This is a genomic window from Nocardia sp. JCM 38205 (genome assembly GCF_058222935.1).
Genome location: NZ_JBYHFL010000006.1, coordinates 274284 through 301029, shown reverse-complemented (window position 1 = coordinate 301029; position 26746 = coordinate 274284). Strand labels below are relative to the sequence as shown.

Here is a 26746-nt window from a genome sequence, read left to right as displayed (position 1 = left end):
ACGGACGACGCGCCCTCGACCCGCGCCTCGACCGGATTCGGGCACCTCCATACACCGCTATCATCGGGGCAACGATAATATTAGCGCCGTTAACTAGTGCTAGGTGGTGCCATGGCAACGTCGAATACGCCGTACCATCACGGCGACCTTCCTGCCGCGCTGGTTCGGGCTGCGATCGAGCTGCTGGAGGAGAACGGCGAGCTGTCGCTGCGGGCGGCGGCGCGGCGGGCCGGGGTGTCCACGGCGGCGCCGTATCGGCATTTCGCCGATCGGGAGGCGCTGGTGTCGGCGGTGGCCGCGGTGGGGTATCGGGAGCTGGCTGCCGCACTGGCGGCCGCGAACCCGGCGCCGAAGACGGCGGAGGATTTCTCCGACATCGCGATTGCCTATGTTCAGTTCGCGTTGGCCCGCCCTGGCCTGTTCCGGGCCATGTTCTCCGAGCCGTGCGATCCCACAAGTCCCGAGCGCGTGGCGGCCACCGAAGCCATCCACGAATACGTGCGGTCGATCGTGCGTGAGGCGTTTCCGGACGCGGACGTGGAGGCGCTGGCCACTGCCATGTGGTCGATCGTGCACGGGTTGGCGTTTCTGTTCCTGCACGGCAAGTTCGACGCCGACGCGCCGGGGGAGCCCGCCGCCACTGTCAGCGCGGCGGTGCGCTCGGTGCTCGGGCCGGCGGTGCGGCCCCGGTCCCGGCGAACGGCGCGGTCGGCCGTCCGGTCGCATTCCTGATCAGGGTTCGCGCACCGTCAGCAGCACCTTGCCGACCGTCTGCGCCGAATCCAGCAAAGGATGCGCATCGGCCACCTCGGAAATCGGGATCTCCGCCGAAACAACCGGCCGGACAGCACCTTCGGCGATACGCGGCCACAGGTCCCGGCGCAGCGCGGCGATGATCTCCGCCTTGGATCCGGGGCCGCGTTCTGGGCGTCGGCACAGGTTTGTCACGTGGATCGACCCGCGTTTGCTGAGCAGGGTTCCGAGGTTGACCTCGGCGACCGCACCGTCCTGCAACCCGATGATGGTCAGGTCGCCGTCCTCGGCCAGCGCATCCACATTGCGCGCCAGGTAGCCGGCGCCCATGATGTCGAGAATCACGTCGGCACCGCCGTATTCCTCCGTGACGGCGGAGACGAAATCCTGTTCGCGGTAACTGATCAGCGTGTCCGCGCCGAGCTCGCGGCAGCGGTCGAGCTTGAACTGTGATCCGGCGGTCACCGCGACCCGCGCGCCCAGCGCCTTACCGACCTGGATCGCATGCGTGCCGATCCCACTGCCGCCGCCGTGGATCAGCAGCGTCTGCCCCCGCCGCAGGCCCCCGGCCATGACCACATTCGACCAGACGGTGGCTGCCGCTTCGGGCAGGGCCGCGGCGGCCGTCAGGCTCACACCGTCGGGCACTGGCAGCACCTGCGTGGCCGGCACGTTCACCCGTTCGGCATAACCCCCACCGGGTAGCAGCGCGCATACGGCATCACCCGGGCCCCATTCGGTGACGCCAGCACCGACCGCGGCCACGATGCCGGAAACCTCGAGGCCGAGGATGTCGCTGGCACCGGGCGGCGGCGGATAGACGCCCCACCGCTGCATGATGTCGGCGCGGTTCACCCCGGCGGCGACCACATCGATCGCCACTTCGCCGGGGCCGGGTGCGGGCAGATCCTCGACCTCCCGCCAGTTCATGACCTCAGGTCCTCCGTAGCCGTTCAGCGTCACCGCGAACATATCGATCCTTCCGATCGGGGTATGTAAACAACGCTTACATTACCCGTGGTGGCGGTGGCGTCAACACGGTGGAGTCGATGATCACATCCGTCTCACCGGCCCGCGGAGCTGCGGTGGCGCGAGGCGGGCTCGCCGCGCCAATGAAGAATCTCCAGTGCGGCAGCCACAGCAAGGATGTTGTCCGACAAGGGTTTCGGCGTGGCATTCCGTTACTTCGACGGGAAACTCCACGCGGCCTCGCCCGGGCGCGTGGCCGACCAGCTGCGGGCGCCGGTGCTCGCGGGCGTTCGCCACGAAGAGGTGCTGACGGCGCGGTCGTGAGCCGCTTGCGGCCGCGGTTCGACGTGGCAGCTACATCTGGTCGACCAGGCGCAGCGTGGCGGCGAGCTGATCGAGTAATGCCTCGACGACCTGCTCGGTGGTGACCTCGCACCGGGTGCTCTCGATGGCGATCTCCTCGCCCATCGCCAGCCAGCCGCGCACCGCCAGGGTCTGCCAACTGGTGGGGGCGGCGATGCCCGCGGCGTTCATGACGCGTTCGGTGAGTTCGGAGCGCACGTCACGGAAGGCGCCGACCACCCGTTCGTCACCGCCGGCACCGCCGCGCACCAGCGAGACATAGTTGCGGGTCCGGCGCCGGATGAACGCCACATAACCGGTGGTGATGGCCCGCAGTCGATCCCGGCTGCTGCCTTCGCCTGGGTCGCGCGCCTGATCGAGCATCCGGCGCGCCGCGGCGACGACGACCGCGACGTAATAGTCGGTCTTGGTGTCGAAATAGTGGAACAGCAGTCCGCGCGAAATCCCGGCCTGTTCGGCGACCCGATCGATGGACAGCTCATGAATCGGGGTGTCGACGAGCAGGCGCAGCCCGATCCCTACCAGCTCGGCGCGCCGGTCCTGCGCACTCTTCCTGCGCCCGCCGGTCGTTGCCGGGCCGGCTGTTCGTGCGCTCGCCTCCGTCATGGCCTCACCATAGCCCTTGTTGAGCGTTGCTCAGTAATGTAGGTTTTGAGCAATGCTCAACAAGGACGTGCGAGGAGTTCGTTGATGAAGCGGTCGAAGATCTTGATCACCGGCGCCAGTTCCGGATTGGGGATGGGCCTCGCGCGCGAATTCGCCGCCCGTGGCGCGACCCTGGCGTTGTGTGCTCGCCGCACCGATCGCCTCGAGGCGCTGGCCGCGGAGCTGCCCTCGGCGCACCCCGGATGCCGGGTGTTCGTGCGGGCCCTGGATGTGAACGACCATGCCGCGGTGAACGAGGTGTTCGCCGCCTTCGCCGTCGATCTGGGTGGAGTGGACCGAGTGATCGTCAACGCCGGCATCGGCAAGGGCAAAGCGCTGGGGACGGGTGGATTCGAGGACAACCTCGCCACCCTGGAGACGAATCTCGTCGCCGGATTGGCGCAGATCGAGGCGGCGATGTCGATCTTCCGCGCCCAGCAGCACGGGCATCTGGTGGTGATGTCCTCGGTCAGCGCGTTTCGCGGGATGCGCCGCGCGATGACGACCTACGCGGCCAGTAAGGCGGGCCTGGCGATGTTGGCCGAGGGCCTGCGCGCCGAACTGTCGGGGCGCAGCCCCATCAGGGTGAGCACGATCTACCCCGGCTACATCCGCACCGAACTCAACGAGCAGGTGGCGAGCGCGCCGTTCATGGTCGATGCCGAAACCGGCTGCCGGGCGTTGGCGAAGGCGATCGAGAAGGAACCCGACACCGCGGTCGTGCCGGCCTGGCCGTGGGCGCCGATCAGCGTGGCGATGCGTGTTCTCCCGCTCTCGCTGGTACGCAGACTGAGCTGACCGTCCCGCCCGCCCAACATCAACCGAACCCTGAGGAACCACGATGCTGCTCTCACCGTCACCGCGCGGGGCCGAATTGGCCGCGCGGGTCAAGGAATTCATCGACACCGAGATCACCCCGGTCGAAGCGGCCTATCACGCCGAGCTGGCCGAGGCCCGCGCCGCCGGCACCGCGTGGGAACCGCTGCCACGAATGAAGCAGCTGCAGGCGAAGGCGCGCGCGGCCGGATTGTGGAATCTTTTCCTGCCCGCCGGGCACGGCGACGGCTACGCGCAGCGCTTCGGCACCGACGGTGGCGCGGGCCTGACCAACATCGACTACGCGCCCATCGCCGAACTCACCGGCCGGTCGCTGATCGCACCGTATGTGTTCAACTGCAACGCACCCGACACCGGTAACGCCGAGGTGCTGCTGCGCTACGGCAGCCCCGAACAACAGCGGCAGTGGCTGGAACCGTTGCTGGAAGCGAAGATCCGCAGCGCCTTCTTGATGACCGAGCCGGGCGTGGCGTCCTCGGACGCCACGAACATGGCGGCGACCGCCATCGTCGACGGCGACGAGATGGTGCTCAACGGCACCAAATGGTGGTCCACCGGAATCGGCCACGCCGACTGCGAACTGCTGATCTTCATGGGCCTCACCGATCCGGACGCGCACCGGCACCGGCGCCATTCGATGGTGATCGTGCCGCGCAGCGCACCGGGCGTGGAGGTCGTCCGCATGCTTCCCACCATGGGCTGGTACGACGAACCGCACGGCCACGGCGAGATCCGGCTCACCGATGTCCGGGTGCCGCTGTCGAACGTCATCGCGGGCCCCGGCCGGGCGTTCGAGATCGCGCAGGGCAGGCTCGGCCCCGGGCGGATACACCACTGCATGCGGCTGATCGGTCTCGCCGAGCAGGCGCTCGAGCTGGCCTGCCGGCGCGCCCTGTCACGCACCGCGTTCGGTAAACCGCTGGCCAACCTCGGCGGTAACCGGGAACGCATCGCCGACGCGCGGATCGCCATCAACCAGGCCCGCCTACTGGTGCTGCACGCGGCCTGGCTGCTGGACACCGGCGATCTCGCCGCCTACGGCGCCGTCAGCGAGATCAAGGTGGCCGTGCCCACCATGGCGCAGCAGGTCATCGATATGGCCATGCAGCTGCACGGCGGCGCCGCGTTGTCCGAGGATCTGCCATTGGCGGCGGCATGGTTGCAGGCGCGGGCGATCAGGTTCGCCGACGGCCCCGACGAGGTGCACCGCGGCGTGGTCGCCCGCCTCGAGCTCGGCAAATACCAGCGGAAGGCGGACGCGTGACGCGCGCCGGCGAACTCGACCCCGCTCGCACGGTGCGCGAGGAGGACTCCTTCGACGTCGAGGCCGTCGCGCACTGGCTGCGCGAGCACGCCGCGGATCCGGCCGGCCTGGATGGTGTGCCCGAGGTGCGGCAGGCGTCTCCAACCTCACCTATCTGCTGCGCTACCCCGGGCGTGAGCTGATCCTGCGGCGTCCACCCGCGGGGAGCAAAGCCAAGAGCGCCCACGATATGCACCGCGAATACCACGTGCAGCAGCTGCTCGCGCCCGCATACGACTATGTCCCGGGCATGGTCGCCTACTGCGACGATCCCGCGGTGATCGGTTCCGACTTCTATGTCATGCAGCGGCTGACCGGCCGCATCCTGCGCCGCGATCTGCCCGAGGACCTCGCGCTCACGCCCGCGCAGGCGCACGAGCTCAGCCGCGTCTTCGTCGACCGGCTCATCGACCTGCACCAGGTCGATCTCGCGGCCACCGGCCTGGACGAATACAGCCGCGGGCCCGGCTACGTCGAACGCCAAGTCGGGGGCTGGTCCAAGCGTTATCGCGCGGCGCGCACCAAGAACGTCGGTTCGTTCGAGAAGGTCATGTCCTGGCTGGCGGACAACCAGCCCGCCGACCGCGGCCTGTGCTTCATCCACAACGACTACCGCCTCGACAATCTGGTACTCGACCCCGAGAACCCGCTGCGGGTGGTGGGGGTGCTCGACTGGGAGATGGCCACCGTCGGCGATCCGCTGATGGATCTCGGCTCCGCGCTGGCCTACTGGCTGGAGGCGGGCGACAATCGGATCTTCCGCAGGTTTCGCCGCCAGCCGAGCGATGTCGCGGGCATGATGACCCGCGCGGAGATCGTCGAGTACTACGCCACGCGGACCGGTCAGACGATCACGCCCGAACAGTGGCGGTTCTATGAGGTGTTCGGCCTGTTCCGGCTCGCGGTCATCGCCCAGCAGGTGTACTACCGCTATTTCCACGGCCAGACCACCAATCCCGCCTTCGGGCAGTTGCGAGCGGCGGTCCTCGTGCTCGAGTGGCGATGCACCGAACTGATCATGGGCGGCCCGTTCGCCCGCCTGCGCGCCCTGCCGGGACCGCTGGCGCGGTTGGCCGGGTTCGGCGCGGGAAGGTAACGGACCGCGGCCCGCACGAGTGGCGCGGCACCGATCACTTTTCTTGACGACGAGCAGCCCGGCCGCTAATGTAAGCACTAGAAACATTGACGGTCGGGATCGTTTTCACTCCCCGGCTCCCGGCCCGGTCTTATCGTGGACGCAGCGAAGGTTGCGCAGGCCGAATCCGATATCCATACCACTGACGAGCAGGGGTACAGAAATGACGAAGGTGCTGTTCGTAATTTCGGCCGCCGACCGCTGGACGTTGAACGACGGCGAAGTGCATCCCTCGGGCTTCTGGGCCGAGGAAGTGGCGGTTCCGCATCGGATCTTCGCCGAAGCCGGATGGGACATCACCGTCGCCACCCCGGGCGGCAAGGCACCGACGCTGGATCGGCTCAGCCTCGGCATCGCGGGCGGGATGCCGTGGAAACGGCGCGAGGTCGAACGGTATCTGGACAGCATCGAGAGCGTGCTCGACACGCCGGTCCCGCTCGATTCCGTCGACGCCGACGACTACGACCTGGTGTTCTACCCGGGAGGCCACGGCCCGATGGAGGACCTGGCCTACGACGAGACCTCGGGCGCGCTGCTCGCGCACCGGCTGGCATCCGGCAAGAAGCTCGCCCTGCTGTGCCACGCGCCCGCGGCTGTCCTCGCCGCGACCGGGCCCGACGGGCACTCACCCTTCGCGGGTTATCGGATGACCGGATTATCCAATCGTGAGGAATTGCTCAACCGGTTCGCCAAGAAAGCGCCGTGGCTGCTCGAGGACAAGCTGAAGGAAGCCGGCGTCGAATACTCCAAGGGCCGGATTCCGTTGCGGCCGTATGTGGTTGTCGACCGGAATCTGTATACCGGCCAGAATCCGCAATCGTCGGAAGAACTGGCCCGCCGGTTGGTCGATGAAATCGGTGCGGGACAGTCCTCGAATTAGTTCGTGCACTGATTGTTCCGCTGCGCTTCGCGCGCACCTCCGGCACGAGCACGCAGGCGGATCCGGCGGCCCGGGAGTCTGCCGCACACGCGCAGCAACCAGGCGGCGGCAAGGTAACCGGCCGATGACGGTGGCGGCCATCACAGCGGCCGCCGCCCACCTTGTTGCCCTCCCGCGTCATCGCGACGCCGGGTTGTGATCGGCGACAGGAAACGCTTTCCGTTGTGAGCGGAGACGGTTTCGGCCGTTATGTTCTGTGCGGCCTACAGGACCGCTTGCGGTCGCGGCCTCCCCCCATCCACTCGGCCGGGTGCGATGCGACACGAAAGATGTTGCGGCGCACCACCGGCCATGCGGTGCTGCCCGAAGGAAAGTCTTGTCCAGATCTGTCTTCCGACTACTGACCCTGGTGCTGAGCATTGTCTGCCTCGGCTTGCTCTGCGCCCCGGCCGGTTCCGAACCGAGGTACCCCGATCCCGACCCGGATCCGTTCTACGCCCCGCCCGCCGATCTCGCCGCACGCCACCCGGGGGACGTGGTGCGCATCCGCAAGATCGACACCGGACCCTATCTGGGGACCGAAGGATGGCAGGTGGCGTTCCGGTCCACCGATTCCACCGGCGACCCGATCATGGGGATGACCACGGTGCTGATGCCGATCGGAGTGCCGAACCCGCCGCTGGTGTCGTATCAGGCGTTGATCAATTCGCTCGGTACGCGGTGTAATCCGTCCCGGTCGCTGTTCAACGGCGAGTTGCAGGACGCGGTCGGGTCCATGTTGCCGATCTGGCGGGGTTGGGCCATCTCACTGCCGGACTACCTCGGGCCCAACGTGGCCTACGGTGCGGCGCGGTTGAGCGGCATGGTCACCCTCGACAGCGTCCGCGCCGTTCAGCGGGTCGCCGAGCTCGGCCTGCACGATGCGCCGGTCGCGATCGCCGGCTACTCCGGCGGCGGCATGGCGACGGCCTGGGCCGCCGCCCTGCAACCGAGCTACGCACCCGAACTGGAGCTCACCGCGGCGGTGGCCGGCGGAATCCCGGCCGATCTGGAACAGATGGCCCTCGGTCTCGGCTTCGGCCCGCATCCAGGGTTCGGCCTCGCCTTCGCCGCGGCCATGGGGCTGGAACGGGAATACCCTGAGCGCCTGCCGATTTCCGAGCAGCTCAACGACCACGGACGCTGGTTCCGCGAGTTCACCCATAACGCGTGCCGTCGCTTCCTGCTCTTCCATGGGGTCTTCCGCAGCGCCGAGGAGATGGCGGCGTCCAAGAGCCTGATGGACAGCCCCGAGGCGCGCGCGGTGCTCCACGAGAACAGCCTCACCCATTTCGACGGCGTACCAAGCGCACCGACCTACCTGTGGCACGGCCGCTACGACACGCTGACCCCGTATAACGCCATCTCCACCGTCGCGGACCGGTACTGCCGTGCGGGGGCGCCGGTCGAGCTGGTCACCTACGACATCGCCGAGCACATGACCGCCGCCGTCGCCGGATTCGCCGATGCCTGGAACTTCGTCGAAGCCCGCTTCCGCGGCGACCCCTTGCCGAGCGGGTGCTGATCGATGCGGGACCGTGCGGGTCGGCGGTCCCGCATCGACTTCACCCCGATCGGGTGAGGAGGGGCGGCCGGGCCGGCGAATACCGTCGGTGACGGCGTCGAACCACACCGGTTCCGATCGACGGTCGATATCCACACCGGTATCGAGCGGCGGAACCGGTCAGCGTCCGGTCAGCGTGGACCGGCCGCGATGCCGGCACACGCGATCGACGCCGGCACACCATCGACACGATCGACGCACACCCGTGTCGACGTCGATTGCGATGGAGGGATCATGAGCATCTTGGCCGCCGATCTGCGCACACTGAGTCGCGAAGCCTACATCTATCTGTATCCGCTGGTAACCACCGACGAAACCCGCCGACAGCAGATCAACGGGGCGGCGGGGTCCAAGCCCAGCTTCGGCCCGCCGAACCAGTTCCACCACATCCGGGAATTCCCGGACGCGGCGTTCCGGACGGTCGTGCGGCCCAACTTCGACACCCTGTACTCCTGCGCCTGGATCGACCTCGACCAAGGCCCGGTACAGGTGCACGCACCCGACAGCGGTGATCGCTTCTACATGCTGCCGATGCTCGATGCGTGGACCGATGTGTTCGCCAGCCCGGGCAAGCGCACCACCGGCACAGGACCGCAGGACTATCTGCTGGTCGGGCCCGGATACCGCGGGGACCTACCGCCGGACATCCCGGTCATCCACGCACCGACGCCCCATGTGTGGATCATCGCCCGCCCGCAGACCAACGGGCCCGGCGATTACGCGGCGGTCAACGCCTTCCAGGACGGTCTCCGGATCATCGATATCGGCGAGCGTGCTCCGTTCGAGCCCGACCCCACCGTCGACAGCAGTGTGGAACCGCTGCACGTGGTCGAATCGTTGTCGGCGGCGGATTTCTTCCGGCGCGCCTGCGCCGCGCTCGCCGTCGATCCGCCGCACCTCACCGACTTCTCGCAACTGGCCAGGATCGAACCGCTCGGAATAGTCCCGGGCCGCCAGTTCGATGTCGCGCGGTTCGGCGCGGCCGAGCTCGAAGAGATCGAGGCGGGTGTGGCCGACGCGCGGATGGCGATCACCAACGCGCCCCGAACGGTCGTGCCGCCGGTCGACGGCTGGGTGACCCTCGGCACCGGTGTGTACGGCAACGACTACCTCACTCGCGCGGCCATCGCCAAAGCCGGACTCGGCGCCAACCCACCAGAAGATGCCATCTACCCGTTGCTGCTCGCCGATGCCGAGGGGAAGCCGCCCATGGGCGATTCCGACTACGTCATCCATTTCGACGCGGACCGGCTGCCGCCCGTCGACGCCTTCTGGTCGATCACGATGTACGACGCCGAAGGATTCCAAACACCGAACGAGCTGAATCGCTTCGCCATCGGCGATCGCGACGAGCTGCGCTACAACCCCGATGGCTCCCTCGATATCCACATCTCGCATACCAACCCGGGGCCGGACCGCGAATCGAACTGGCTTCCCGCTCCCATCGGGCCGCTCGGCATCACCCTGCGCCTGTACGCACCGCACACCGCCGCACTCGACCGCACCTGGACGCCACCGCCGGTGCACAAGGTCGGGTGAGCAGGGCGCCGCTATTCGATCACGCGGTGGGTGCCGTCGCGCACGGTGCCGACGAACTCCTCCACCAGATCCTCGAGCGCCACGATGCCGACCGTGTTGCCGCGGTTGTCGACCACGCGGCCGAGGTGGCTGCTGGTCCGGCGTAACCGGGCCAGCGCCTCGTAGAGCGGGGTTCCGGCCAGCACCGTCGGCAGTGGGCGGATGTCGGTGCGCGGGATCGGGGTGTTCGGGCCGGCGGTCTCGTCGGCGACCAGGTCGAGTACGTCCTTGACGTGCAGATAGCCGACCAGTGAGCCGTCGTCGGCGGAGACCGGGTACCGGGAGAACCCGGTTTCGGCGACCGCGGATTCGATATCGCCGAGGGTGGTGCCGTCGCCGTGCAACGGCACCGTCCTGGTGGTGTCCAGCCCCACCATGACGTCGCCGACGACACGCTCGGAGGTACCGAGTGCCTGGGTGAGCCTGCGGTGTTCCTCCTCGTCGAGTAGGCCCTCCGAGCGGGACTCGCCGATCATCTCGGCCAGCTCCACACTGGAGACGGTCGCGTCGAGTTCGTCCTTCGGCTCGATCCGCAGCATCCGCAGCGACAGGTTCGCCGCCAGGTTGTAGACCGCGATCAGCGGACGGGCCAGCCGCAGCCACAGCAGGTGGATCGGCACCAGCAGCAGGGCCGTGCGTTCGGGCCCGGCCAGCGCGATGTTCTTCGGGATCATCTCGCCGAACAGAATGTGCAGCACCACCACGATCGCCAGGGCGATGGTGAACGCCACCGGATGCAGTAGCTGATCGGGTAGCCCGGCCAGATGGAACGGACCTTCCAGCAGGTGCGCGACGGCGGGCTCGCCCACCCGGCCCAGCAGGATCGAACAGATCGTGATGCCCAACTGGGCCGCCGCCAGCATCATCGACAGGTTCTCACCCGCCCGGATGACGGTGGTGGCGTTGCGTTTGCCTTGTGCGGCAAGGGCTTCCAGCCGGTCGCGGCGCGCCGAGATCAGTGCGAACTCGGCGCCGACGAAAAAAGCGTTACCGGCAAGGAGCACGACGGTCAGCGCGACTCCGAACAGATCACCGCCCATGGTCGGCCTCCTGCCCGTCGAGCACGTCGGCGGTGACCGGGATCAGTCGCACCCGATCCACCCGTCGTCCGTCCATCCGCTCCACCCTGGCCAGCCAGCCGCCCTGCCCGTCACCCGGATGACGTTGCTGCGAGCGTGGATCGGGCAGCACCACGGTGTCGCCGGCTTCGGGAATGCGTCCCAGCCGGATGAGCACCAGCCCGCCGAGGGTTTCGTATTCCCCTTCGGGCGCTTCATATCCGGTGGCGCGGGAGACCTCGTCGATGCGCAGCAGACCGGAGCAATCCCAGCCATCGGAGACGCGGCGCACGTCGCGTTCCTCTTCGTCGTGCTCGTCGCGCACATCGCCGAGGATTTCCTCGATCACGTCCTCCATGGTGACCAGTCCCGCGGTGCCGCCGTATTCGTCCACCACCAGCGCCACCTGCATGCCATCGGCGCGGATGCGTTCGAGTACTTCGTCACCGTCGAGGCTGGCGGGCACGATCGGAACCGGCCGGGCCAGCAGATGCAGCGCCAGTCCGCGCCGGGATTCGGCGGGAACGGTGAAGGCCTGCTTGACGTGCACCACGCCGAGGGTGTTGTCGAGGTCGCCGTCGATCACCGGGAACCGGGAGTAGCCGGTGCGGCCGGCGGCGGCGATGAGATCGGGAATCGTATCGGACTTGTCGAGCGCTTCGATCTTCACCCGCGGCGTCATCAGCTCCTCCGCGCTGCGTTCGCCGAATTCCAGCGAGCGGTCCATCACCTGCGCGGTGCGCTGATCGAGGGCGCCGCGCTGGGCGGAGGTACGCACCAGCGAACCCAGTTCCTGCGGCGACCGGGCCGAGCGCAGTTCTTCCGCCGGCTCCACACCGAGGCGGCGCACCACCCAGTTGGCGGTGCCGTTGAGGAAGTGGATCAACCATTTGAACACCACCGAGAACGCGACCATCGGACCCGCGGTCATCCGGGCGGTGCCCAGCGGGGCGGCGATGGCGATGTTCTTGGGCACCAGCTCGCCGTAGATCATCGACAGCGAGGTGGCCAGGATCAGCGCCAGCGCGAGCGAGACACCGCGCGCGGCGCTGTCGGAGAGACCGACGGCGGAGAACGCGGGCGTCAGCAGCCGCGCCAGCACCGGTTCGGCGATATAGCCGGTGATCAGGGTCGTGATGGTGATGCCGAGCTGGGCGCCGGACAGCTGAAACGACAGCGTGTGGTGGGCCTTGCGGACCATTCGGGCCCGGACGTCACCGTCGCGCGCGTGCGCTTCGACGGTGCTGCGTTCGAGGGCGGTGAGGGAGAATTCCGCGGCCACGAACAGCGCTGTCCCCGCGGTCAGTGCGATGAAACCGATCAGGCTGAGCACAGTGAGCACGACGGACACGGTCAGCACCACCCGGGCCGGTGATCGGTGGGCACGGTCGTGCGTACTGCGGTGAGCTGGACGGCTGCGAGATGGAGGACGCCGGGTTGGTCACCCGGCTCGATAGAGGAGCCCTCCTGTGCGGCGTCCTCGGACGCGGGTGACAACTGGTTCCTTTCGCATGGGGAATGGGGGCCGGCGGTGCCGGCAACCCTTATGCTACCGGCCCACGCGCGTCTCGCGTGGGCCGGTCCGTGGTTGATTCACCAACCGCTGGGCAGCGGCCGGCCCTCGGCGAATCCGGCGGCGGACTGCACACCGAGCACGGCCTTGTCGTGCAATTCGGCCAGTGAGCGCGCGCCCGCGTAGGTGCACGCGCTGCGCACACCCGAGCAGATGTGGTCGATGAGGTCCTCGACGCCGGGACGTTCGGGGTCCAGCCGCATCCGCGAACTGGAGATGCCCTCCTCGAACAGCGCCTTGCGGGCCCGGTCGAAGCCGCTGTCGGCGGCGGTGCGGGCGGCGACGGCGCGCTTGGAGGCCATGCCGAAGCTCTCCTTGTAGGCGTTGCCGTCACGGTCGATGCGCAGGTCGCCGGGGGATTCGTAGGTGCCGGCGAACCAGGAGCCGATCATCACGTTCGATGCGCCCGCGGCCAGCGCGAGCGCGACGTCGCGCGGGTGGCGCACGCCGCCGTCGGCCCAGATGTGCACTCCGAGTTCCCGGGCGGCGCTCGCACATTCGGCGACGGCGGAGAACTGCGGGCGGCCGACGCCGGTCATCATTCGAGTGGTGCACATGGCGCCGGGGCCGACACCGACCTTGATGATGTCCGCACCCGCTTCGGCCAGGTCCCTTGTGCCCTGCGCCGAGACGGTATTGCCCGCGACCAGCGGCACCCCCAGCCCGAGATCGCTGATGGCGCGCAGGGTTTCGAGCATCTTGACCTGATGACCGTGCGCGGTGTCCACCACCAGCAGGTCGGCGCCTGCGTCCACCAGGGCCTTGGCCTTGGCGGGCACGTCACCGTTGATCCCGACGGCGGCGGCGATGCGGAGCTTGTTCGCGGCATCCACGGCGGGGGTGTAGATGCCGGTGCGGATGGCGCCGGTGCGGGTGAGCACGCCGGCCAGGGTGCCGTCCTCGGCGAGCAATACGGCCAGACTCGAATGCGCGGCCTCGAGCAGGTCGAAGATCTCACGCGGGGCGGCGGTGACGGGGGCGGTGACGAAATCGGTGGCGGCCACATCGCGCAGCCGGGCGAAGCGGTCGACGTCGGCGCAGGCGGCTTCGGTGACCACACCGACCGGGCGGCCGGTCTCGTCGACCACCACCGCGGCACCGTGCGCGCGCTTGTGGATCAACGCGACGGCCTCTGACACCGACTGCTCCGGGCTGAGCGTGACGGGGGTGTCGGCGGTCAGCGACCGGCTCTTGACGAAGGCGATGGTGTCGGCGGCGGCATTGTTGGGCAGATCCTGCGGCAACACCACGATGCCGCCGCGCCGGGCCACGGTCTCGGCCATGCGCTTGCCCGCGACCGCGGTCATATTGGCGACGACGATGGGGATGGTGGTACCGGACCCGTCGATCGTCGACAGATCGACGTCGAACCGCGACGCCACATCCGTCAGGTTCGGGACGAGGAAGACGTCGTCGTAGGTCAGGTCGTACGGCGGCTGATGTCCAGGGAGAAACTGCACTGCACCGATGGTAATCGCGCCGCACCGAACGTGCGCCGTACTCGGCGCCGGCCGGGGCGGCAGCCCGGCCCGGCCCGCCACGCGCCCGCAGGTGGTTGCGCCGCACGGCCGCATGAACGATCGTCGATCCAGGCTCACCGCCGGCTGTGCTTTTCGCCACGAGGAAGGAAGTCGCCGCATGTCGTTCACCGAGGACGAGCTGGCCTATCTACGGTCGCAACCGGTAGCCAGGGTGGCCACCCTCGGCGCGGGCGATCAGCCCGATGTGGTGCCGCTGGCGTACGAATTCGACGGCACCCACTTCTGGATCGGCGGCGTCGGCGCGTCCGTGCTGGACACGCGCAAGTTCCGCAATGTCCGGGCGGGGCGGCGGAAGGTGGCGCTGGTGGTCGACGATCTGGTGTCGATGGACCCGTTCATCGCCCGCGCGGTCCGGGTATACGGCGAGGCGGGCGACCCTGTCGAACGAGTGGGCATGGTCGGACCCGGTGTTTTCGTCCCGATCACGCCCACCGTGTCGTGGAGTTGGAATATGGCGGGCGAGCCGGCGGGGGAGAGCTGGTATCCGGCGCGGAAAGCGGTGCACCGCCGGCCGGACTGAGCCATGCGTTCCGGCACTGTGGCCGGATCCTCTCGGCAGGTCCGTGGTCGGCGCTCCGCATCCGGTGCTCGACCAGATCATCGGCCCGGGCAACCGGGTGTCGGGCGGATTTGGAGGCCTGATCGGCATCCCTGCAACCCGCGTGGCCGCCTTACCGGCCTCGGACACCACGGGTACCGGGCGGCTGTGCCGAGTCGGCATAAGTGGGGCACCGGTTGCCGATGTACACGCCGTGCCGGATTGCTCGTGCGGCACGTCCTGGTTGCCCTCGACGGCGGCGCGCATCAATGGCGCGCGACGCCGAGTTCGGGGATGGGCGATGCGTTGACCGGATCGTCGGCCCGGAACAGCGCCGATCAGTTTGCGCGCCGGTTGCGGCCCGGTCGCGAGCGTGGCGAATTTCCGGTGTGGCGGCGTGTTTTCCCGGGCGTGTCGTGGGGACGTCCGGCGCGTCGCGGCTTGGCCGAAGCCGTCGGCGCGGCTGGTTCGGCCGCAGGCTGCGGAATCGGGACGCCCGGCGGCGTGCGGGCACCGGTCAGTCGGCGAAGAAACCGATCGCCGGGCGTGACGGTGGCCTCGGCGGCGTGGATGCCCGCCCGGCGGGTGAGGGCGGCGACCTCGTCGCGCTGGTCCTCGGTGACCAGGGTGACGACAGTGCCGGTGGCGCCCGCGCGGGCGGTGCGGCCGGCGCGGTGCACGTAGTCCTTGGGATCGGCGGGCGGGTCCACGTGCACCACCAGCGAGATGTCGTCGACGTGGATGCCGCGGGCGGCGACATCGGTGGCGACCAGGACCGGCACCGAGCCGTCGGCGAACGCGGCCAGCACCCGGTTGCGGTTGTTCTGCGATTTGCCGCCGTGCAGGGCCTGGGCGTCGACCCCGATCTCGCGCAGCCGCGCGGTCAGTTTGTCGGCGCCGTGCTGGGTGCGCACGAACAGCAGGGTGCGGCCCGTGCGGGCGGCGACTTCGGCCACCACATCGCGCTTATCGGCCTTGCGCAGAAACAGCAGGTGGTGCGTGGCGGCGGGAGCCGCGGCCGCGGTCTCGGGCATCGGCTCGGAGGCATGGGTGACCGGGTCCCGCAGGTACCGGTGCACGAGATCATCGACGGCGTCATCCAGGGTGGCCGAGAACAGCAAGTGCTGAGTGCCGGCCGGGATCTGATCGACCAGCGTCTGTACCTGCGGCAGGAAACCGAGTTCGGCGAGATGGTCGGCCTCATCGATGGCGGTGATGCGCACCGCGTCCAGTGCCAGCGCCTGCTGGGCGATCAGATCGGCGAGCCGGCCGGGTGTCCCGATGAGCAGGTCGACACCGCGCGCCAGGCGCTCGGCCTGACGTTTGATGGGCAGCCCACCCACGGCGGTGCCGAGCCGAAGCCCCAGCGCGAGCGCCGCCGGATCCAGCGCACCCTCGATCTGCGCCGCCAGTTCGCGAGTGGGTGCGAGGATCAGGCCGCGCGGACGGCGGGGTGCCGACGGCGCACCGGCCAGGCGTACCAGCATGGGTAGCCCGAAGGCCAGGGTCTTCCCGGACCCGGTGGGTGCCCGGCCGAGCACATCGCGTCCGGCGAGCACGTCCGGGATGGTCGCCGATTGGATCGGGAACGGGGTGCGGATGCCTTCGCGGCCCAGCGCGTGCACCAGCACGACCGGCAGCCCGAGCGCGGCGAATGTGGCCGGGGCAGTGGATGGTTCAGGCACGGAACAGCCGAGTCAGCTCGACCAGCCACGGAATCGCGACGGCCAGCGTCGGCACCACCAGAATCGCGATCGAACCCAGATACGCGGCGGCCGCGATCTTCACATCGCCCAGCGGCCCGGACAACCGCTGAATCCGGATCAGCGTGCTCGGACCGCCGACGGCCAGCGCGCCCTGCGGCGCCGTCGACTTCGAACAGGCCACCAGCGCCCGGGCCAGCGGCTTGGGTCCGGTGACCTTGACCGCGGAATCGTCGGCGAGCAACTCGATCAGCAGCTTCACCGAATCGAGCGCCGACTTGCTGCGCACGAAACGGGGGAAGGCCTCATGGGCCGCGGTGAACGCCTCGAGCACCAGGTCGTGGCGAGCCCGCAGATGCGAACGTTCGTGGCTGAGGATCGCGGTGAGTTCGCGCTCGTCGAGATTGTCCAGCGTGCCCGCGCTCACCACCACCCGCTGGCGCAGGCCGGGCAGGCAATAGGCGATGGGTTCGGAGGCGGCGAGCACCCGGATATCGGCGGCGCGGCGTTCGGGGCCGCTCTGGTCCAGCAGGTCGACCAGCATCCGATGGCGAGCGCGCCGGCGCCGGGTGTGCACGCCGACCCGGATCGCGGCCCAGATCAGGCGTGCGCCGACCATCAGCGTCAGCGCGAAGACGAACACATAGGCCAGCCACAGCGGCAGCCCGAGCGCGTCGATCTCGTCGGTGGGTGAGGTGGTCGGCCGCCCGTCCGCACCGGGCACCAGCAGCTCACTGGCGATCGCCAGTCCGGAACCGAACGCGCTCAGCACGGCGGCCAGCGCGATCGCCTGCCACAGCACCAGCGCGGCCCGGGGTGTGCGGTATGTCCACTTCGACCGGGCGAGCAGGGCTGGGGCAGGCCCCGCGAGAAGCAATGCGAGACCGGCGAAGACCGGCGCGGTTGCGTTCATCGACTCAGCTCACTGCGTTGTGGGGCCAGGGGTCGAAGACACTGCGGTCACGGCGACGGTGCGGTGTCCTCATCTGCTTCGAGCTTAGCGAGTGCCTCGCGCAGCGCCGCAGCCTCGTCCTTACCGACCTGTTCCACGAAGTGCACCAGGGCGGCGGCCTTGCTGCCCGCTTCCTCGGCCTGCTGCAACGCATCGACCATGAGGCTGGCCACCAGCTCGTCGCGGGTATGCACGGGAGCGTACCGATGGGCGCGGTCATCGCGCCGCTGAACGACCAGGTTCTTCTTCGCCAGACGCTGCAGAACCGTCATCACCGTGGTGTACGCGAGCTCGCGGCGCGCCGACAGCGCTTCGTGTACCTGCCGGACCGTTTGCGGTTCGTCGGCCGACCACAGTTGGTCCATGACCGCTTTCTCGAGTTCACCAAGTCCTGCCATTCCACAATTTTACGGACTCAACGACGCGGATGCGTACTACAGGGTGTCGTAACTGGCTGGTAGCTGGTGTGGTATTGGTCATACTCCGTCGGCGGCCTCGGCGGCGACCGGGCCGCCCGCCGTACCGAGCACATGCCTGGTGCCGATCGGCACGATCATCGGCCGCCCCGACATCGGATCCTCCAACACGGTGGCCTCGAGCCCGAACACCTCGCGCAGCAGCGGGGCGTCGATGATATCGGCCGGTGCGCCCTTGGCGATGATGCGCCCGTCGCGCATGACGATCAGCTGGTCGCTGTAGCGGATGGCCAGGTTGAGATCGTGCAGCACCATCACCACGGTGCGGCCGAGCTCATCGTGCAACCGGTCGACCAGATCCAGCACCTCGAGCGAATGCGCCAGATCGAGGTAGGTGGTCGGCTCGTCGAGCAGCAGGATGTCGGTGCCCTGGGCCAGGGCCATGGAGATCCAGGCCCGTTGGCGCTGGCCACCGGACAGTTCGTCCAGCGATCGGTGCGCCAGATCGGCGATGCCGGTCTGTTCCAGGGCGGTGAGCACCTCGGATTCGTCGGTGGCCGACCACTGTTTGATCCACGACTGGTGTGGATGACGTCCGCGCGCGACCAGATCGGCCACCGTCAGGCCCTCGGGGGCGACCGGAGTCTGCGGCAGCATGCCGACGATGCGGGCGACGTCCTTGGTTTTCATCGACGAGATCGCCTTGCCGTCCAGCAGGACCTGCCCGGCGCTCGGCTTCAACAGCCGGCCCAGTGACCGCAGCAGGGTGGATTTGCCGCAGCCGTTGGGTCCGATGACGGTGGTGATCACGCCGGGGGCGATGTCGAGACTCAATCCGTCGACGATGACCCGTTCGCCGTAGCCGAGCGTCACGCCGTCGGCGGCCAGCTGATGCGAGCCGTTCTGCGGGGCTTGTCCGGTCTTCACAGCGTGGCCTTCCGATTCAAACGAATGAGCAACAACAGCAGGAACGGGCCGCCGATGGCCGCGGTCACGATGCCGACGGGCAGTTCGACCGAGAACAACGTGCGCGAGACGATATCGGCGCCGACTACCAGGATCGCACCGATCACCGCCGAACCGATGAGCGGTTCACCGGGAGTGCGCAGCACGCGGCGGGCGATCTGCGGCGCGGCGAGCCCGACGAACGCCACCGGCCCGACCGCCGCGGTCGCCACCGACGCGCCGATCACCGCCGCGCCGATGAGCACGGCCTGCTGGGTCTGGATCCGCACGCCGAGCACGCGCGTGGTGTCGGTGCCGAGGCGCAGCGCCGCCAGCGTCCTGGCCGAGCCGACCGCGACGACCAGCACCACGGCCAGCGCGATCGCGGCGGGTACGAGTTTGGAGTCGTCGGCCGAATTGAGCGAGCCGGTCAGCCACAGCTGGGCGCGGGCGGCGTCTTCGAGGCTGGCGCTGGTGAGCATCCAGCTGATCGCCGACAGCAGCAGCGAGTTCACCCCGACGCCGATGAGCACCAGCCGCATCACCGTCACCCCGCTGCCGCCGAGCGGGTTGCGTCCCCAGGCGAGTAGATAGATCACAGCGGCCGTGCCGAGCCCGCCGACCATGGCGGCGATGGGGGTGCCGAGCGAGATCGCCCAGCCGGTGGTCGCGCCGCCGGTGCCGACCATCACCGCGACGGCGCCGAGCGCGGCCCCGGAGGTGATGCCGAGGAAGTCCGGCGCGGCCAGTGGATTGTGCAGGATCGACTGGGTGATGGCGCCGGCGATCGCGAGCGCCGCACCGACCACGACAGCCGTCAGGGCGCGTGGCAGCCGGGATTCGAACACGATGAACCGTTGCGAGCGGGTGCCGCCACCGGCCAGCACATCGAGCACCTTGCCGAAGCCCAGATTGGTTTCCCCGATGGCGATGTCGAGGCAGAACAGGCCGAACAGCGCGACGGCGAGCACCGCGATGATCACGACCATCCTGGGCCGCAGCACCAGCGAAACCGGGCCCCACCGCAGGGCCGAACGCAGCCGCGGCGCGGTGGCCTGCTCGGACTCGGGCAGTGAGATCGTCATACGCTCACCAGCTTCCGTCGCCGGACCAAGGCGATGAAGAAGGGCGCGCCGACCGCGGCCAGCATCACGCCCACCTGGAGTTCGCCCGGACGCGCGACCACCCGGCCCGCCGTATCGGCGACCAGCAGCACCAGGGCGCCGAACAGGCCCGAATAGGGGATCAGCCAACGGTTGTCGGGCCCGGTGAACACGCGCGCGATATGCGGAACCACCAGGCCGATGAACGCGATCGGCCCGACGGCGGCCGTCGCGGCACCGCACAGCAGCACCACCGCGGTCAGGCCGAGTGCCCGGCTGCGGCCGATGTTCACGCCGAGACTGCGCGCCACATCGTCGCCGAGGCTGAGCAGATTGAGTCCGGGTGCGGCGATCAGCGCCAGCACCGCGCCGGCCGCGAGGAAGGGCAACACCTGCCAGAAGACCTCGGCGCCGCGCCCGGAGACCTCGCCGACCACCCAGAACCGGTAGCTGTCGAGGGCGCTGGTGTCGAGGGTGACGATGGCGTTGGTCAGCGCCTGCAGGAACGCCGTCACCGCGGCGCCCGCCAGCACGAGACTCAACGGGCTCGCCGAGCCCGCGCCGATCGAGGATGCGCCGAACACGATCAGCCCGGCGATGAGCGTGCCCGCGAACGCGAACCAGATGTACTGCTCCGGGGCGGTGAACGCGAACAGGTACATGCTCAGTGCCGCGAGGAACGCCGCACCGGCGTTGAGGCCGAGCAGTCCGGCGTCGGCCAGCGGGTTACGGGTGTAGCCCTGGATCAGCGCACCGGCCATGCCGAGGGCGAGCCCGGTGACCAGCGCGAGGACGGTGCGCGGCAGCCGCAGCCCGCGCACGATCTCTTCCTCGGTGGACAGCGCGGCGCAACGGAAGGGCCCGTCCGCGCAGGACAGGGCGTGGTCGAGGGCGTCGTAGACCGTGGTCGGGGCCAGCGATCGGGTTCCGATCGCGACGCTGGCGATCAGCGTCAGCCCCAGCAGCGCAATGAGCAGCAGGAGACCGGTGATACGACGCCGCCTCATGGTCGCAAGGGCGGTCACGGCGGCGAAAGACTCCTCACTGTGTTCGACGCAATACTTGCTAGGTCTGGTAAGGCTAACCTATCTTCCGAGTGACACCGCGACGGAGTCCACCCCGAGGAGGTTCGATGCCCGAACTCGCGACCACTGGCACATTCCGTGCCACCCAGCCGGCCTTCGGGCGCGCCTGTACCCGGCTGCGGGCATTGCAACCGGAGCATCCGAGAGTGTATGCCGTCGCCGCGATGGCCGAACAGGGCAAACGCCGCTGGTGGCGGCTGGCCGACGGGCTGCGCGAAGGCAGGATCGAACTCATGTACCGGCGCCATGCCGCCGAGATGATCAGCGCCGACATCGCCGCGGAAGTGGTTGCCACCGCGCTCATTCACGCCGTGCTCGGCCGGGTGGTCGCGCTACTGGTCGCCGAGGGCAGAGCCTGGGATCCGGGTCTGGAGAACCTCTGGATCCACACCGACAACGACGGCGGCATCGACTGGGCCGGCCTGGTCGACACCACCATCCGCGCGCTCGACGACGACATCCATGCGGGCGAGCGGGGTGTGGTCGGGTTGCCGTGCGAGGAGGCGATGTTCGTCTGGCTGGCCCATCGCTGCGAGCCGTCGCTGACCCTGATTCAGGAGTGCCTGACCCGGTGCTCGGGTCTGAGTGCCCGCCGTTTCTGGGGCCTGGTCGGTGAATCTGTGTCGGGCGCAGCGACTTACGTGCCCGATCTGGCGCGCACCGATGCTGCGGTCGGCATGCGCCGTGGGCAGGGTGTGCTCATGGCACTGGAGGAGCGCGGGCTGCCGGTGCGCCGTGCGGCAACGGGGGCACTGGTCCGGTAGGGCGCTCGACCCGGCGCGATGCTCGCGCGCCGGGTTTCCGGGCGTTCGGCTGTGCCGGGCGGGTCATGACGCGGGACCGAGGTGTCCGGCGTTGTTCCTGCCCGGTGCGGCGCTAGTGGGCGGGAGCCGAGCGGTCGAGGACGGCCGCACCCACGGCGGCCTGCATCGCGACCCCGTCCACATAGGAATGCTTTTCCTTGACGGCCCCGTTCTCGACCAGCACGAAGTCAGCGAGATCGACGGCCACCGGATTACCGGTCGCGGAGGTGCCGCGCAGCTGCCACCGCACCACCCAGAAGTCTTCGCCGACGCGCAACGAGACCAGATCGAAGACCAGGTCGGGCACCAGGGCGAAGGTTCCAGCGGCGGCGTCGCGGATCGCGGCCCGGCCGCGGGCGGGCTCTTGGCCCGAATGCAGGTGGAATATCGAGTCCTCGGTGTGCAGGGCGACAATGCGATCGGGATCGCGGTCGGCCCAGCAGGCGTGATAGCGGTCGAACAGCTCACGGGTTGCGGTGCTCATGGCGAGGAACTCCTGTCGTGGTGCGTCGGATGCGCGCGATCGGCGATGGCGCCGGGAATCGGTGTGCCCACCGCTGGAATTCGATGCTGATCGCGGACGTCCAGTGTCTTCGCCGCGGGCCCGTCGTGGCGACGGGCGTACGCCCCCGCTTCGGGCATTCCCGATGTGCGGCCGCACAACGGGAATTAGACTCGCCGGGTGACCTGGGACTCATCCGCCGGGCCTGCCGCGCTGTTGTCGGGCCTGCGGGCGGACCTGGCCGCGATTTCCGAAAGGGTCACCACCAGAATCGAATCCGACGAGCAGGATTACAGCGCCGCCGCGTTGGATCACGACGAGCTGGCAGCCGTCGTGACCGGCAACATCGCATCCATGCTCGACGCCATCGGGGGCGTGCCGTATTCCCTCGAGCCCGCCCGCCGCACCGGTCGTCTCAAGGCCGAACGCGGGGTCTCGCTGGACAGCCTGTTGCACGCCTACCGGCTTGCCGGGCTGGCGTTCTGGGAGATCATCGCCGAACGAGCGGGCCGGGCCGACGGCGCCGAGCTGTCCCGGCTGTCGACCGTCGTGTGGGCGACCGTGGACGAATACTCGGTCGCCGCGGCGGACGCCTACCGGCACATCGTGGCCGCCGAAGACGAGCGGCCCATGCCACGGCTGCTGCGCGCACTGCTCGATCCCGGGCTCCCGGCGACACGCCGTGCGCGGCTGTGTGAGCGGATGGGCCTGCCCGCACGTGGCGCGTTCCTCATCCTGGTCGGCGATGTTCGCCTCCAGGCCCCGGGCGTGACGACGGTGCGGACCGTGGTGGCCGACGATCGCGTGACGCTGGTCGCCGCGCGGACCCCCGACGTCCTCGATGACGCCGTACGCCGGGTGCGGTCCCGGGCGGGCGCCAGCAAGCCGTTCGACGATCTCGCCGCCGCACCCGGCGCGCTCGATCAGGCCCGGCTGGCTTTCCGATGCCTGGGCCCGGACGATCTCGGCGTCCACCGGTACGCGTCCTCGCCCGCGCGTGCCCTGATCGCGGCCCACCCCGCGCTCGCCACCGATGTCCTGGCCGACACCCTGGCCGCATTCGACGGACTCCGGCCCGACGACGCCGACGATCTCGTCCGCACCCTGTCGGCCTGGTTCGAACTGGCGGGTTCGACCGCCGCGGTCGGACAGCGAATGCACTTGCACCGCAATACCGTCCTGCACCGGCTCAAACGCGTGGAGAAGCTCACCGGTATCGCGCTGGCGGTGCCTGCGGAGGCTGCCCTGCTGTACCTGGCCGTGCAGGCTCGGTTGCTCGGGGCTCCCGGCAACGGGTTGCTCAGTTAGGTAAGCCTGACCTATACTCGGTCCTGGCGTACGGATCGAGCGAGAGTCCCGAGGGCTGCGGTGACCCCCGATCCATTGCCGCGACGGGCTCCACTCCGGTGGAGCCCGTCGCTCTGTTCCCGGACCCGCTGACGGGATGTGCCGCGAGCGGCCGAGACCGGTGGTGTAAAGGTGGATCCATGACCGAACAGCAGACCCACGCGCTCACCTCGCTGGCCGATATCACCCCCGAGCTGATGACGAAGTACAGCGAAGGCACCTTCACCGATCTGATCGGCCTGCGCTACACCGCCGTCGGCCCGGATCTGGTGCGCGGCGAATGGGAGGTCACCCCCAAGCTGCACCAGCCCGCGGGCATCCAGAACGGCGGCGTGCTCTGCACCGTCATCGAATCGCTGGCCAGCGTCGGTGGCGGCGTCTGGTACGGCGAGCGCGGCAATGTGGTCGGCGTGAACAACAGCACCGACTTCCTGCGCGCGGTGCGCGAGGGCACGCTCACCGGCGAGGCCACCCCGCTGCATCAGGGGCGGCTCCAGCAACTGTGGCAGGTCGTGGTCACCGACGAGACCGGGCGCGTGGTCGCGCGCGGTCAGGTGCGGTTGCAGAACCTGCCCCATCAGTCCTGATCCTCGCGGCCGGCCTTCCCGCCCGAGCGCTGTCGAGCGCGGAGCGGGGCACCGGAACCCGGCGACCCGGCTAACTTTCAGCGACCTCGGCTGCGGCGGTGCCGCGCAGATGGAAACTCTTCTCGCTCAGCGGCTTTGCTGCGGGGATTGTTAGGATCGCGCGGGCGTCGGCCGCGACGCCCGGTGGCCGTTGTCACCCGACGTCGACGTGGAATCGGCGGCGCCCAGCAGCTGGGCGCGGCCGCGCGGGAGTGAGGGAAAACGCTGTGTTCGGACTGACCAGGCGGCGCAGCCGGCAGATTCTGGCCGTGTTCGCGGTGCTCGCACTGGCCATGGGAATGCTGAGCTCGACCCTGTTCGACAAGGTGCAGGGCGGCGGATATATCGCCCCCGACAGCGAATCCAGCAGGGCCACCGAGGCGCTGGCCGACGAATTCGGGCAGGCCCCGCCCAACCTCGTCCTGCTGGTCGAGGCCGACCGGCCCGTCGAGGACGATGAGGTCGCCACCGCCGCAACCGAACTGGTCGATCAGCTGAAGGGTGAGGCAGGCGTCACCGGCGTCGCCTCCTACTGGACCGACAAGACGCCCGCGTTGCGCAGCGCCGACGGCCGCAAGGGCCTGATCGTGGCCAGCATCCTCGGCGACGAGGCCGACGTCGATCGCCGGGTCGGCGATATCGCCGAACGGTTCGAGGGCAGCCACGGCCCGGTCGAGGTCCGCATCGGCGGCTACGCGATGCTGCTGCGCGAAACCGTGCAGCAGAGCGAAAAAGACGTCGTGATGGGCGAATCCATCGCCTTCCCGATCACCCTCATCGCGCTGCTGTTCGTCTTCGGCGGCCTCGTCGCGGCCAGCCTGCCGCTGGTGGTCGCCATGGTCACGGTGATGATCACCATGGGCACGCTGTGGCTGATCGCGCTGGCCACCGATCTGGCCGCGACCGCGACCAATGTCGCCACCCTGCTCGGGCTCGGTCTGGCGATCGACTACAGCCTGCTGATGATCAACCGCTTCCGTGACGAACTGGTCGCGGGGACCGATCCGGGCCCCGCGGTCGCGGCCACCATGCGCTCGGCCGGTCGCACCGTGGCCTTCTCCGCCGCCACCGTCGCCGTCGCGCTGTCGGGGCTGCTGTTCTTCCCGCTGCTCGCGGTCCGCTCGATGGGCTACGCCGGGCTCGCCGTCGCGCTGATCGCGGCGACCGTCTCGCTCACCGTGCTGCCGGCGATCCTGTATCTGGTCGGCACCCGCATCGACAAAGGGCAGCTGGGCTGGTTCTTCCGGGCGCCGCGGCCCGCGCCCGGCGAAGGTTTCTGGCATCGCCTGGCCACCGCGGTCATGCGCAGGCCCGTCCCGATCGGACTGGCGGTCGCGGCGCTGCTGCTGGTGCTCGGAGCACCGTTCCTCGGCATCAAACTGGGCTTCCCCGACGAGCGTTCGCTGCCGGAGTCGATGAACAACAGGCAGGTCACCGAGGCGATCCAGCGCGATTTCACCGTCACCGAACAGAGCGGGCTGTTCATCGTGCTGCCCGAGGGCAAGTCCGGTCTCGACGCCTACGCCCGCCGCGTCTCCGACATCGACGATGTGCAACGGGTCGACACCGCGACCGGCAGCTACGCCCACGGTGGCCTGCTGGCCCCGGCCACCGACACCCACGAACAGTTCGCCACCGACTCCGCGGCCTACCTGTCGGTGGTCCCCGACACCACCGATCCCGAGGTGCTGGATCGGATCGTGGACGATGTGCGCGCGGTCGAGGCGCCTTCGGCGGTCCTGGTCGGCGGCGTGGCTGCCGCCAATGCCGACGCCATCGACGAGGTGATCTCGACCCTGCCGATCGCGCTCGGGTTCGTCATCCTGGTGATGCTGGTGGTGCTGTTCCTGCTCACCGGCAGCGTGGTGCTGCCGGTGCTGGCGGTCGTGCTCAGCTTCCTCAGCCTCACCGCCACCTTCGGCGCGCTGGTCTGGATCTTCCAGGACGGACATCTGTCCGGGCTGCTGGACTTCACCGTCACCGGGGATCTACCGGCCACGGTGCCGGTCATGCTCTTCGGCGTCGCCTTCGGCCTGGCGATGGACTACCAGGTCTTCCTGCTGGCCCGGATTCGCGAGGAATACGACCAGACCGGCAAGAACGAGGTCGCGATCGCGGTGGGCCTGGAACGCATCGGCCGCATCGTCACCGCCGCCGCGGTGCTGATCTCGCTGGTGTTCCTCGGCTTCCTCGCCTCCGACATCACCTTCATGAAGGCCTTCGGCATCGGACTGCCGCTGGCGGTGCTGGTCGATGCGACGCTGGTGCGCGGATTCCTGCTGCCCGCGGCGATGAAGGTGCTCGGCGACTGGAATTGGTGGGCGCCGGGACCGCTGCGCCGACTGCACGAGCGGTACGGCCTGGACGAGGGGCCGTCGCTGCCGCCGGCCCCGGTGGACAAGGACAAGGACGACTGGCGTCAGCCGGTCGGGGTCTGACAGCAACGGCGGTGTCCGCGACGACGCGGACACCGCCGAGTTGTTCGCCG

At 69.1% G+C, this 26746-nt stretch carries 24 protein-coding genes and 1 pseudogene; 13 read left to right on the top strand and 12 right to left on the bottom strand.

Translation table 11 applies throughout. From position 1 onward, the window contains the following. Positions 1 to 111: 111 nt before the first annotated feature. Positions 112 to 732 (top strand): TetR/AcrR family transcriptional regulator, encoded by a 621-nt coding sequence (locus AC4HOU_RS23085; RefSeq protein WP_490725236.1) that lies wholly within the window; start codon positions 112 to 114, stop codon positions 730 to 732. On the opposite strand, the gene AC4HOU_RS23080 is transcribed toward AC4HOU_RS23085, so the two are convergent. Further along, positions 733 to 1725: an NAD(P)H-quinone oxidoreductase gene (locus AC4HOU_RS23080; protein WP_490725234.1), complete on the bottom strand. Its 993-nt coding sequence runs from the start codon at positions 1723 to 1725 to the stop codon at positions 733 to 735. 198 nt (positions 1726 to 1923) lie between these two features. Between AC4HOU_RS23080 and AC4HOU_RS23075 the strand changes: the two genes are divergently transcribed. Beyond that, positions 1924 to 2046, top strand: coding sequence for a hypothetical protein (locus tag AC4HOU_RS23075; RefSeq protein ID WP_490725232.1), 123 nt, complete (start codon positions 1924 to 1926; stop codon positions 2044 to 2046). A 30-nt stretch (positions 2047 to 2076) separates the two neighbouring features. Here the strand turns inward: AC4HOU_RS23075 and AC4HOU_RS23070 are convergent, their stop codons facing one another. Further along, positions 2077 to 2691 (bottom strand): TetR/AcrR family transcriptional regulator, encoded by a 615-nt coding sequence (locus AC4HOU_RS23070; RefSeq protein ID WP_490725230.1) that lies wholly within the window; start codon positions 2689 to 2691, stop codon positions 2077 to 2079. An 84-nt stretch (positions 2692 to 2775) separates the two neighbouring features. Here AC4HOU_RS23070 and AC4HOU_RS23065 point away from each other — a divergent pair, with 84 nt between their 5' ends. The 6 genes and pseudogenes from AC4HOU_RS23065 to AC4HOU_RS23040 all read left to right on the top strand — a co-directional run bounded on the left by AC4HOU_RS23065 (position 2776) and on the right by AC4HOU_RS23040 (position 10027). After that, positions 2776 to 3528 (top strand): SDR family oxidoreductase, encoded by a 753-nt coding sequence (locus AC4HOU_RS23065; RefSeq protein WP_490725228.1) that lies wholly within the window; start codon positions 2776 to 2778, stop codon positions 3526 to 3528. A gap of 43 nt (positions 3529 to 3571) precedes the next feature. Then, the gene (locus AC4HOU_RS23060) at positions 3572 to 4831 is read left to right on the top strand and encodes an acyl-CoA dehydrogenase family protein (protein WP_195019264.1); all 1260 of its coding nucleotides are present in this window, start codon (positions 3572 to 3574) and stop codon (positions 4829 to 4831) included. Continuing rightward, positions 4828 to 5966: pseudogene (locus AC4HOU_RS23055) on the top strand (phosphotransferase family protein). Before AC4HOU_RS23060 ends, AC4HOU_RS23055 begins: the two are co-directional and overlap by 4 nt. Before the next feature lie 202 nt (positions 5967 to 6168). After that, positions 6169 to 6885, top strand: coding sequence for a type 1 glutamine amidotransferase domain-containing protein (locus AC4HOU_RS23050; RefSeq protein WP_490725226.1), 717 nt, complete (start codon positions 6169 to 6171; stop codon positions 6883 to 6885). Between the two features lie 376 nt (positions 6886 to 7261). After that, complete coding sequence (locus AC4HOU_RS23045; protein WP_256673393.1) at positions 7262 to 8449, top strand: lipase family protein; 1188 nt, start codon at positions 7262 to 7264, stop codon at positions 8447 to 8449. A 273-nt stretch (positions 8450 to 8722) separates the two neighbouring features. Beyond that, a complete protein-coding gene (locus AC4HOU_RS23040) occupies positions 8723 to 10027 on the top strand; it encodes a DUF1254 domain-containing protein (RefSeq protein WP_195007162.1) in 1305 nt (434 codons plus the stop codon). An 11-nt stretch (positions 10028 to 10038) separates the two neighbouring features. On the opposite strand, the gene AC4HOU_RS23035 is transcribed toward AC4HOU_RS23040, so the two are convergent. From AC4HOU_RS23035 to AC4HOU_RS23025, 3 genes are all read right to left on the bottom strand, one after another. Next, positions 10039 to 11106 carry a hemolysin family protein gene (locus AC4HOU_RS23035; protein WP_163814704.1) on the bottom strand — a complete coding sequence of 356 codons (1068 nt, stop codon included), beginning with the start codon at positions 11104 to 11106 and terminating at the stop codon, positions 10039 to 10041. Then, on the bottom strand, positions 11096 to 12475 hold the full coding sequence (locus AC4HOU_RS23030; protein ID WP_195019267.1) for a hemolysin family protein: 1380 nt from the start codon (positions 12473 to 12475) through the stop codon (positions 11096 to 11098). Before AC4HOU_RS23030 ends, AC4HOU_RS23035 begins: the two co-directional genes overlap by 11 nt. A gap of 242 nt (positions 12476 to 12717) precedes the next feature. After that, on the bottom strand, positions 12718 to 14157 hold the full coding sequence (locus tag AC4HOU_RS23025) for a GuaB1 family IMP dehydrogenase-related protein (RefSeq protein WP_490725222.1): 1440 nt from the start codon (positions 14155 to 14157) through the stop codon (positions 12718 to 12720). Positions 14158 to 14335: 178 nt separating this feature from the next. Between AC4HOU_RS23025 and AC4HOU_RS23020 the strand changes: the two genes are divergently transcribed. Continuing rightward, positions 14336 to 14758, top strand: coding sequence for a PPOX class F420-dependent oxidoreductase (locus tag AC4HOU_RS23020; protein ID WP_163814707.1), 423 nt, complete (start codon positions 14336 to 14338; stop codon positions 14756 to 14758). A 356-nt stretch (positions 14759 to 15114) separates the two neighbouring features. Here the strand turns inward: AC4HOU_RS23020 and AC4HOU_RS23015 are convergent, their stop codons facing one another. The 6 genes from AC4HOU_RS23015 to AC4HOU_RS22990 all read right to left on the bottom strand — a co-directional run bounded on the left by AC4HOU_RS23015 (position 15115) and on the right by AC4HOU_RS22990 (position 20920). Beyond that, entirely contained in the window at positions 15115 to 16461 is a 1347-nt protein-coding gene (locus tag AC4HOU_RS23015) for a DEAD/DEAH box helicase (RefSeq protein WP_490725219.1), read from the bottom strand. Further along, positions 16454 to 17392 (bottom strand): M56 family metallopeptidase, encoded by a 939-nt coding sequence (locus AC4HOU_RS23010; RefSeq protein WP_163814709.1) that lies wholly within the window; start codon positions 17390 to 17392, stop codon positions 16454 to 16456. Before AC4HOU_RS23010 ends, AC4HOU_RS23015 begins: the two co-directional genes overlap by 8 nt. Before the next feature lie 47 nt (positions 17393 to 17439). Then, positions 17440 to 17829 (bottom strand): BlaI/MecI/CopY family transcriptional regulator, encoded by a 390-nt coding sequence (locus tag AC4HOU_RS23005; protein ID WP_036536516.1) that lies wholly within the window; start codon positions 17827 to 17829, stop codon positions 17440 to 17442. A gap of 78 nt (positions 17830 to 17907) precedes the next feature. Continuing rightward, a complete protein-coding gene (locus AC4HOU_RS23000) occupies positions 17908 to 18774 on the bottom strand; it encodes an ABC transporter ATP-binding protein (RefSeq protein ID WP_490725216.1) in 867 nt (288 codons plus the stop codon). Continuing rightward, positions 18771 to 19877: a FecCD family ABC transporter permease gene (locus AC4HOU_RS22995; RefSeq protein WP_163814711.1), complete on the bottom strand. Its 1107-nt coding sequence runs from the start codon at positions 19875 to 19877 to the stop codon at positions 18771 to 18773. The genes AC4HOU_RS23000 and AC4HOU_RS22995 overlap by 4 nt, the downstream gene beginning before the upstream one ends. Then, positions 19874 to 20920, bottom strand: a complete 1047-nt coding sequence (locus AC4HOU_RS22990; RefSeq protein ID WP_490725214.1) for a FecCD family ABC transporter permease — start codon at positions 20918 to 20920, stop codon at positions 19874 to 19876. The genes AC4HOU_RS22995 and AC4HOU_RS22990 overlap by 4 nt, the downstream gene beginning before the upstream one ends. A gap of 107 nt (positions 20921 to 21027) precedes the next feature. Here AC4HOU_RS22990 and AC4HOU_RS22985 point away from each other — a divergent pair, with 107 nt between their 5' ends. Further along, positions 21028 to 21744: a hypothetical protein gene (locus AC4HOU_RS22985; protein WP_163814713.1), complete on the top strand. Its 717-nt coding sequence runs from the start codon at positions 21028 to 21030 to the stop codon at positions 21742 to 21744. Positions 21745 to 21856: 112 nt separating this feature from the next. Here AC4HOU_RS22985 and AC4HOU_RS22980 read toward each other — a convergent pair whose 3' ends face one another. Further along, the gene (locus tag AC4HOU_RS22980; protein ID WP_163814714.1) at positions 21857 to 22267 is read right to left on the bottom strand and encodes a nuclear transport factor 2 family protein; all 411 of its coding nucleotides are present in this window, start codon (positions 22265 to 22267) and stop codon (positions 21857 to 21859) included. Between the two features lie 198 nt (positions 22268 to 22465). On the opposite strand from AC4HOU_RS22980, the gene AC4HOU_RS22975 reads away from it, so the two are divergent. The 3 genes from AC4HOU_RS22975 (at position 22466) to AC4HOU_RS22965 (ending at position 26696) form a co-directional block, all read left to right on the top strand. Further along, complete coding sequence (locus tag AC4HOU_RS22975; protein ID WP_490725211.1) at positions 22466 to 23593, top strand: PucR family transcriptional regulator; 1128 nt, start codon at positions 22466 to 22468, stop codon at positions 23591 to 23593. Between the two features lie 236 nt (positions 23594 to 23829). Continuing rightward, entirely contained in the window at positions 23830 to 24219 is a 390-nt protein-coding gene (locus AC4HOU_RS22970) for a PaaI family thioesterase (RefSeq protein ID WP_228815323.1), read from the top strand. Between the two features lie 266 nt (positions 24220 to 24485). Further along, entirely contained in the window at positions 24486 to 26696 is a 2211-nt protein-coding gene (locus tag AC4HOU_RS22965) for an MMPL family transporter (protein ID WP_163814717.1), read from the top strand. Positions 26697 to 26746: the final 50 nt, after the last annotated feature.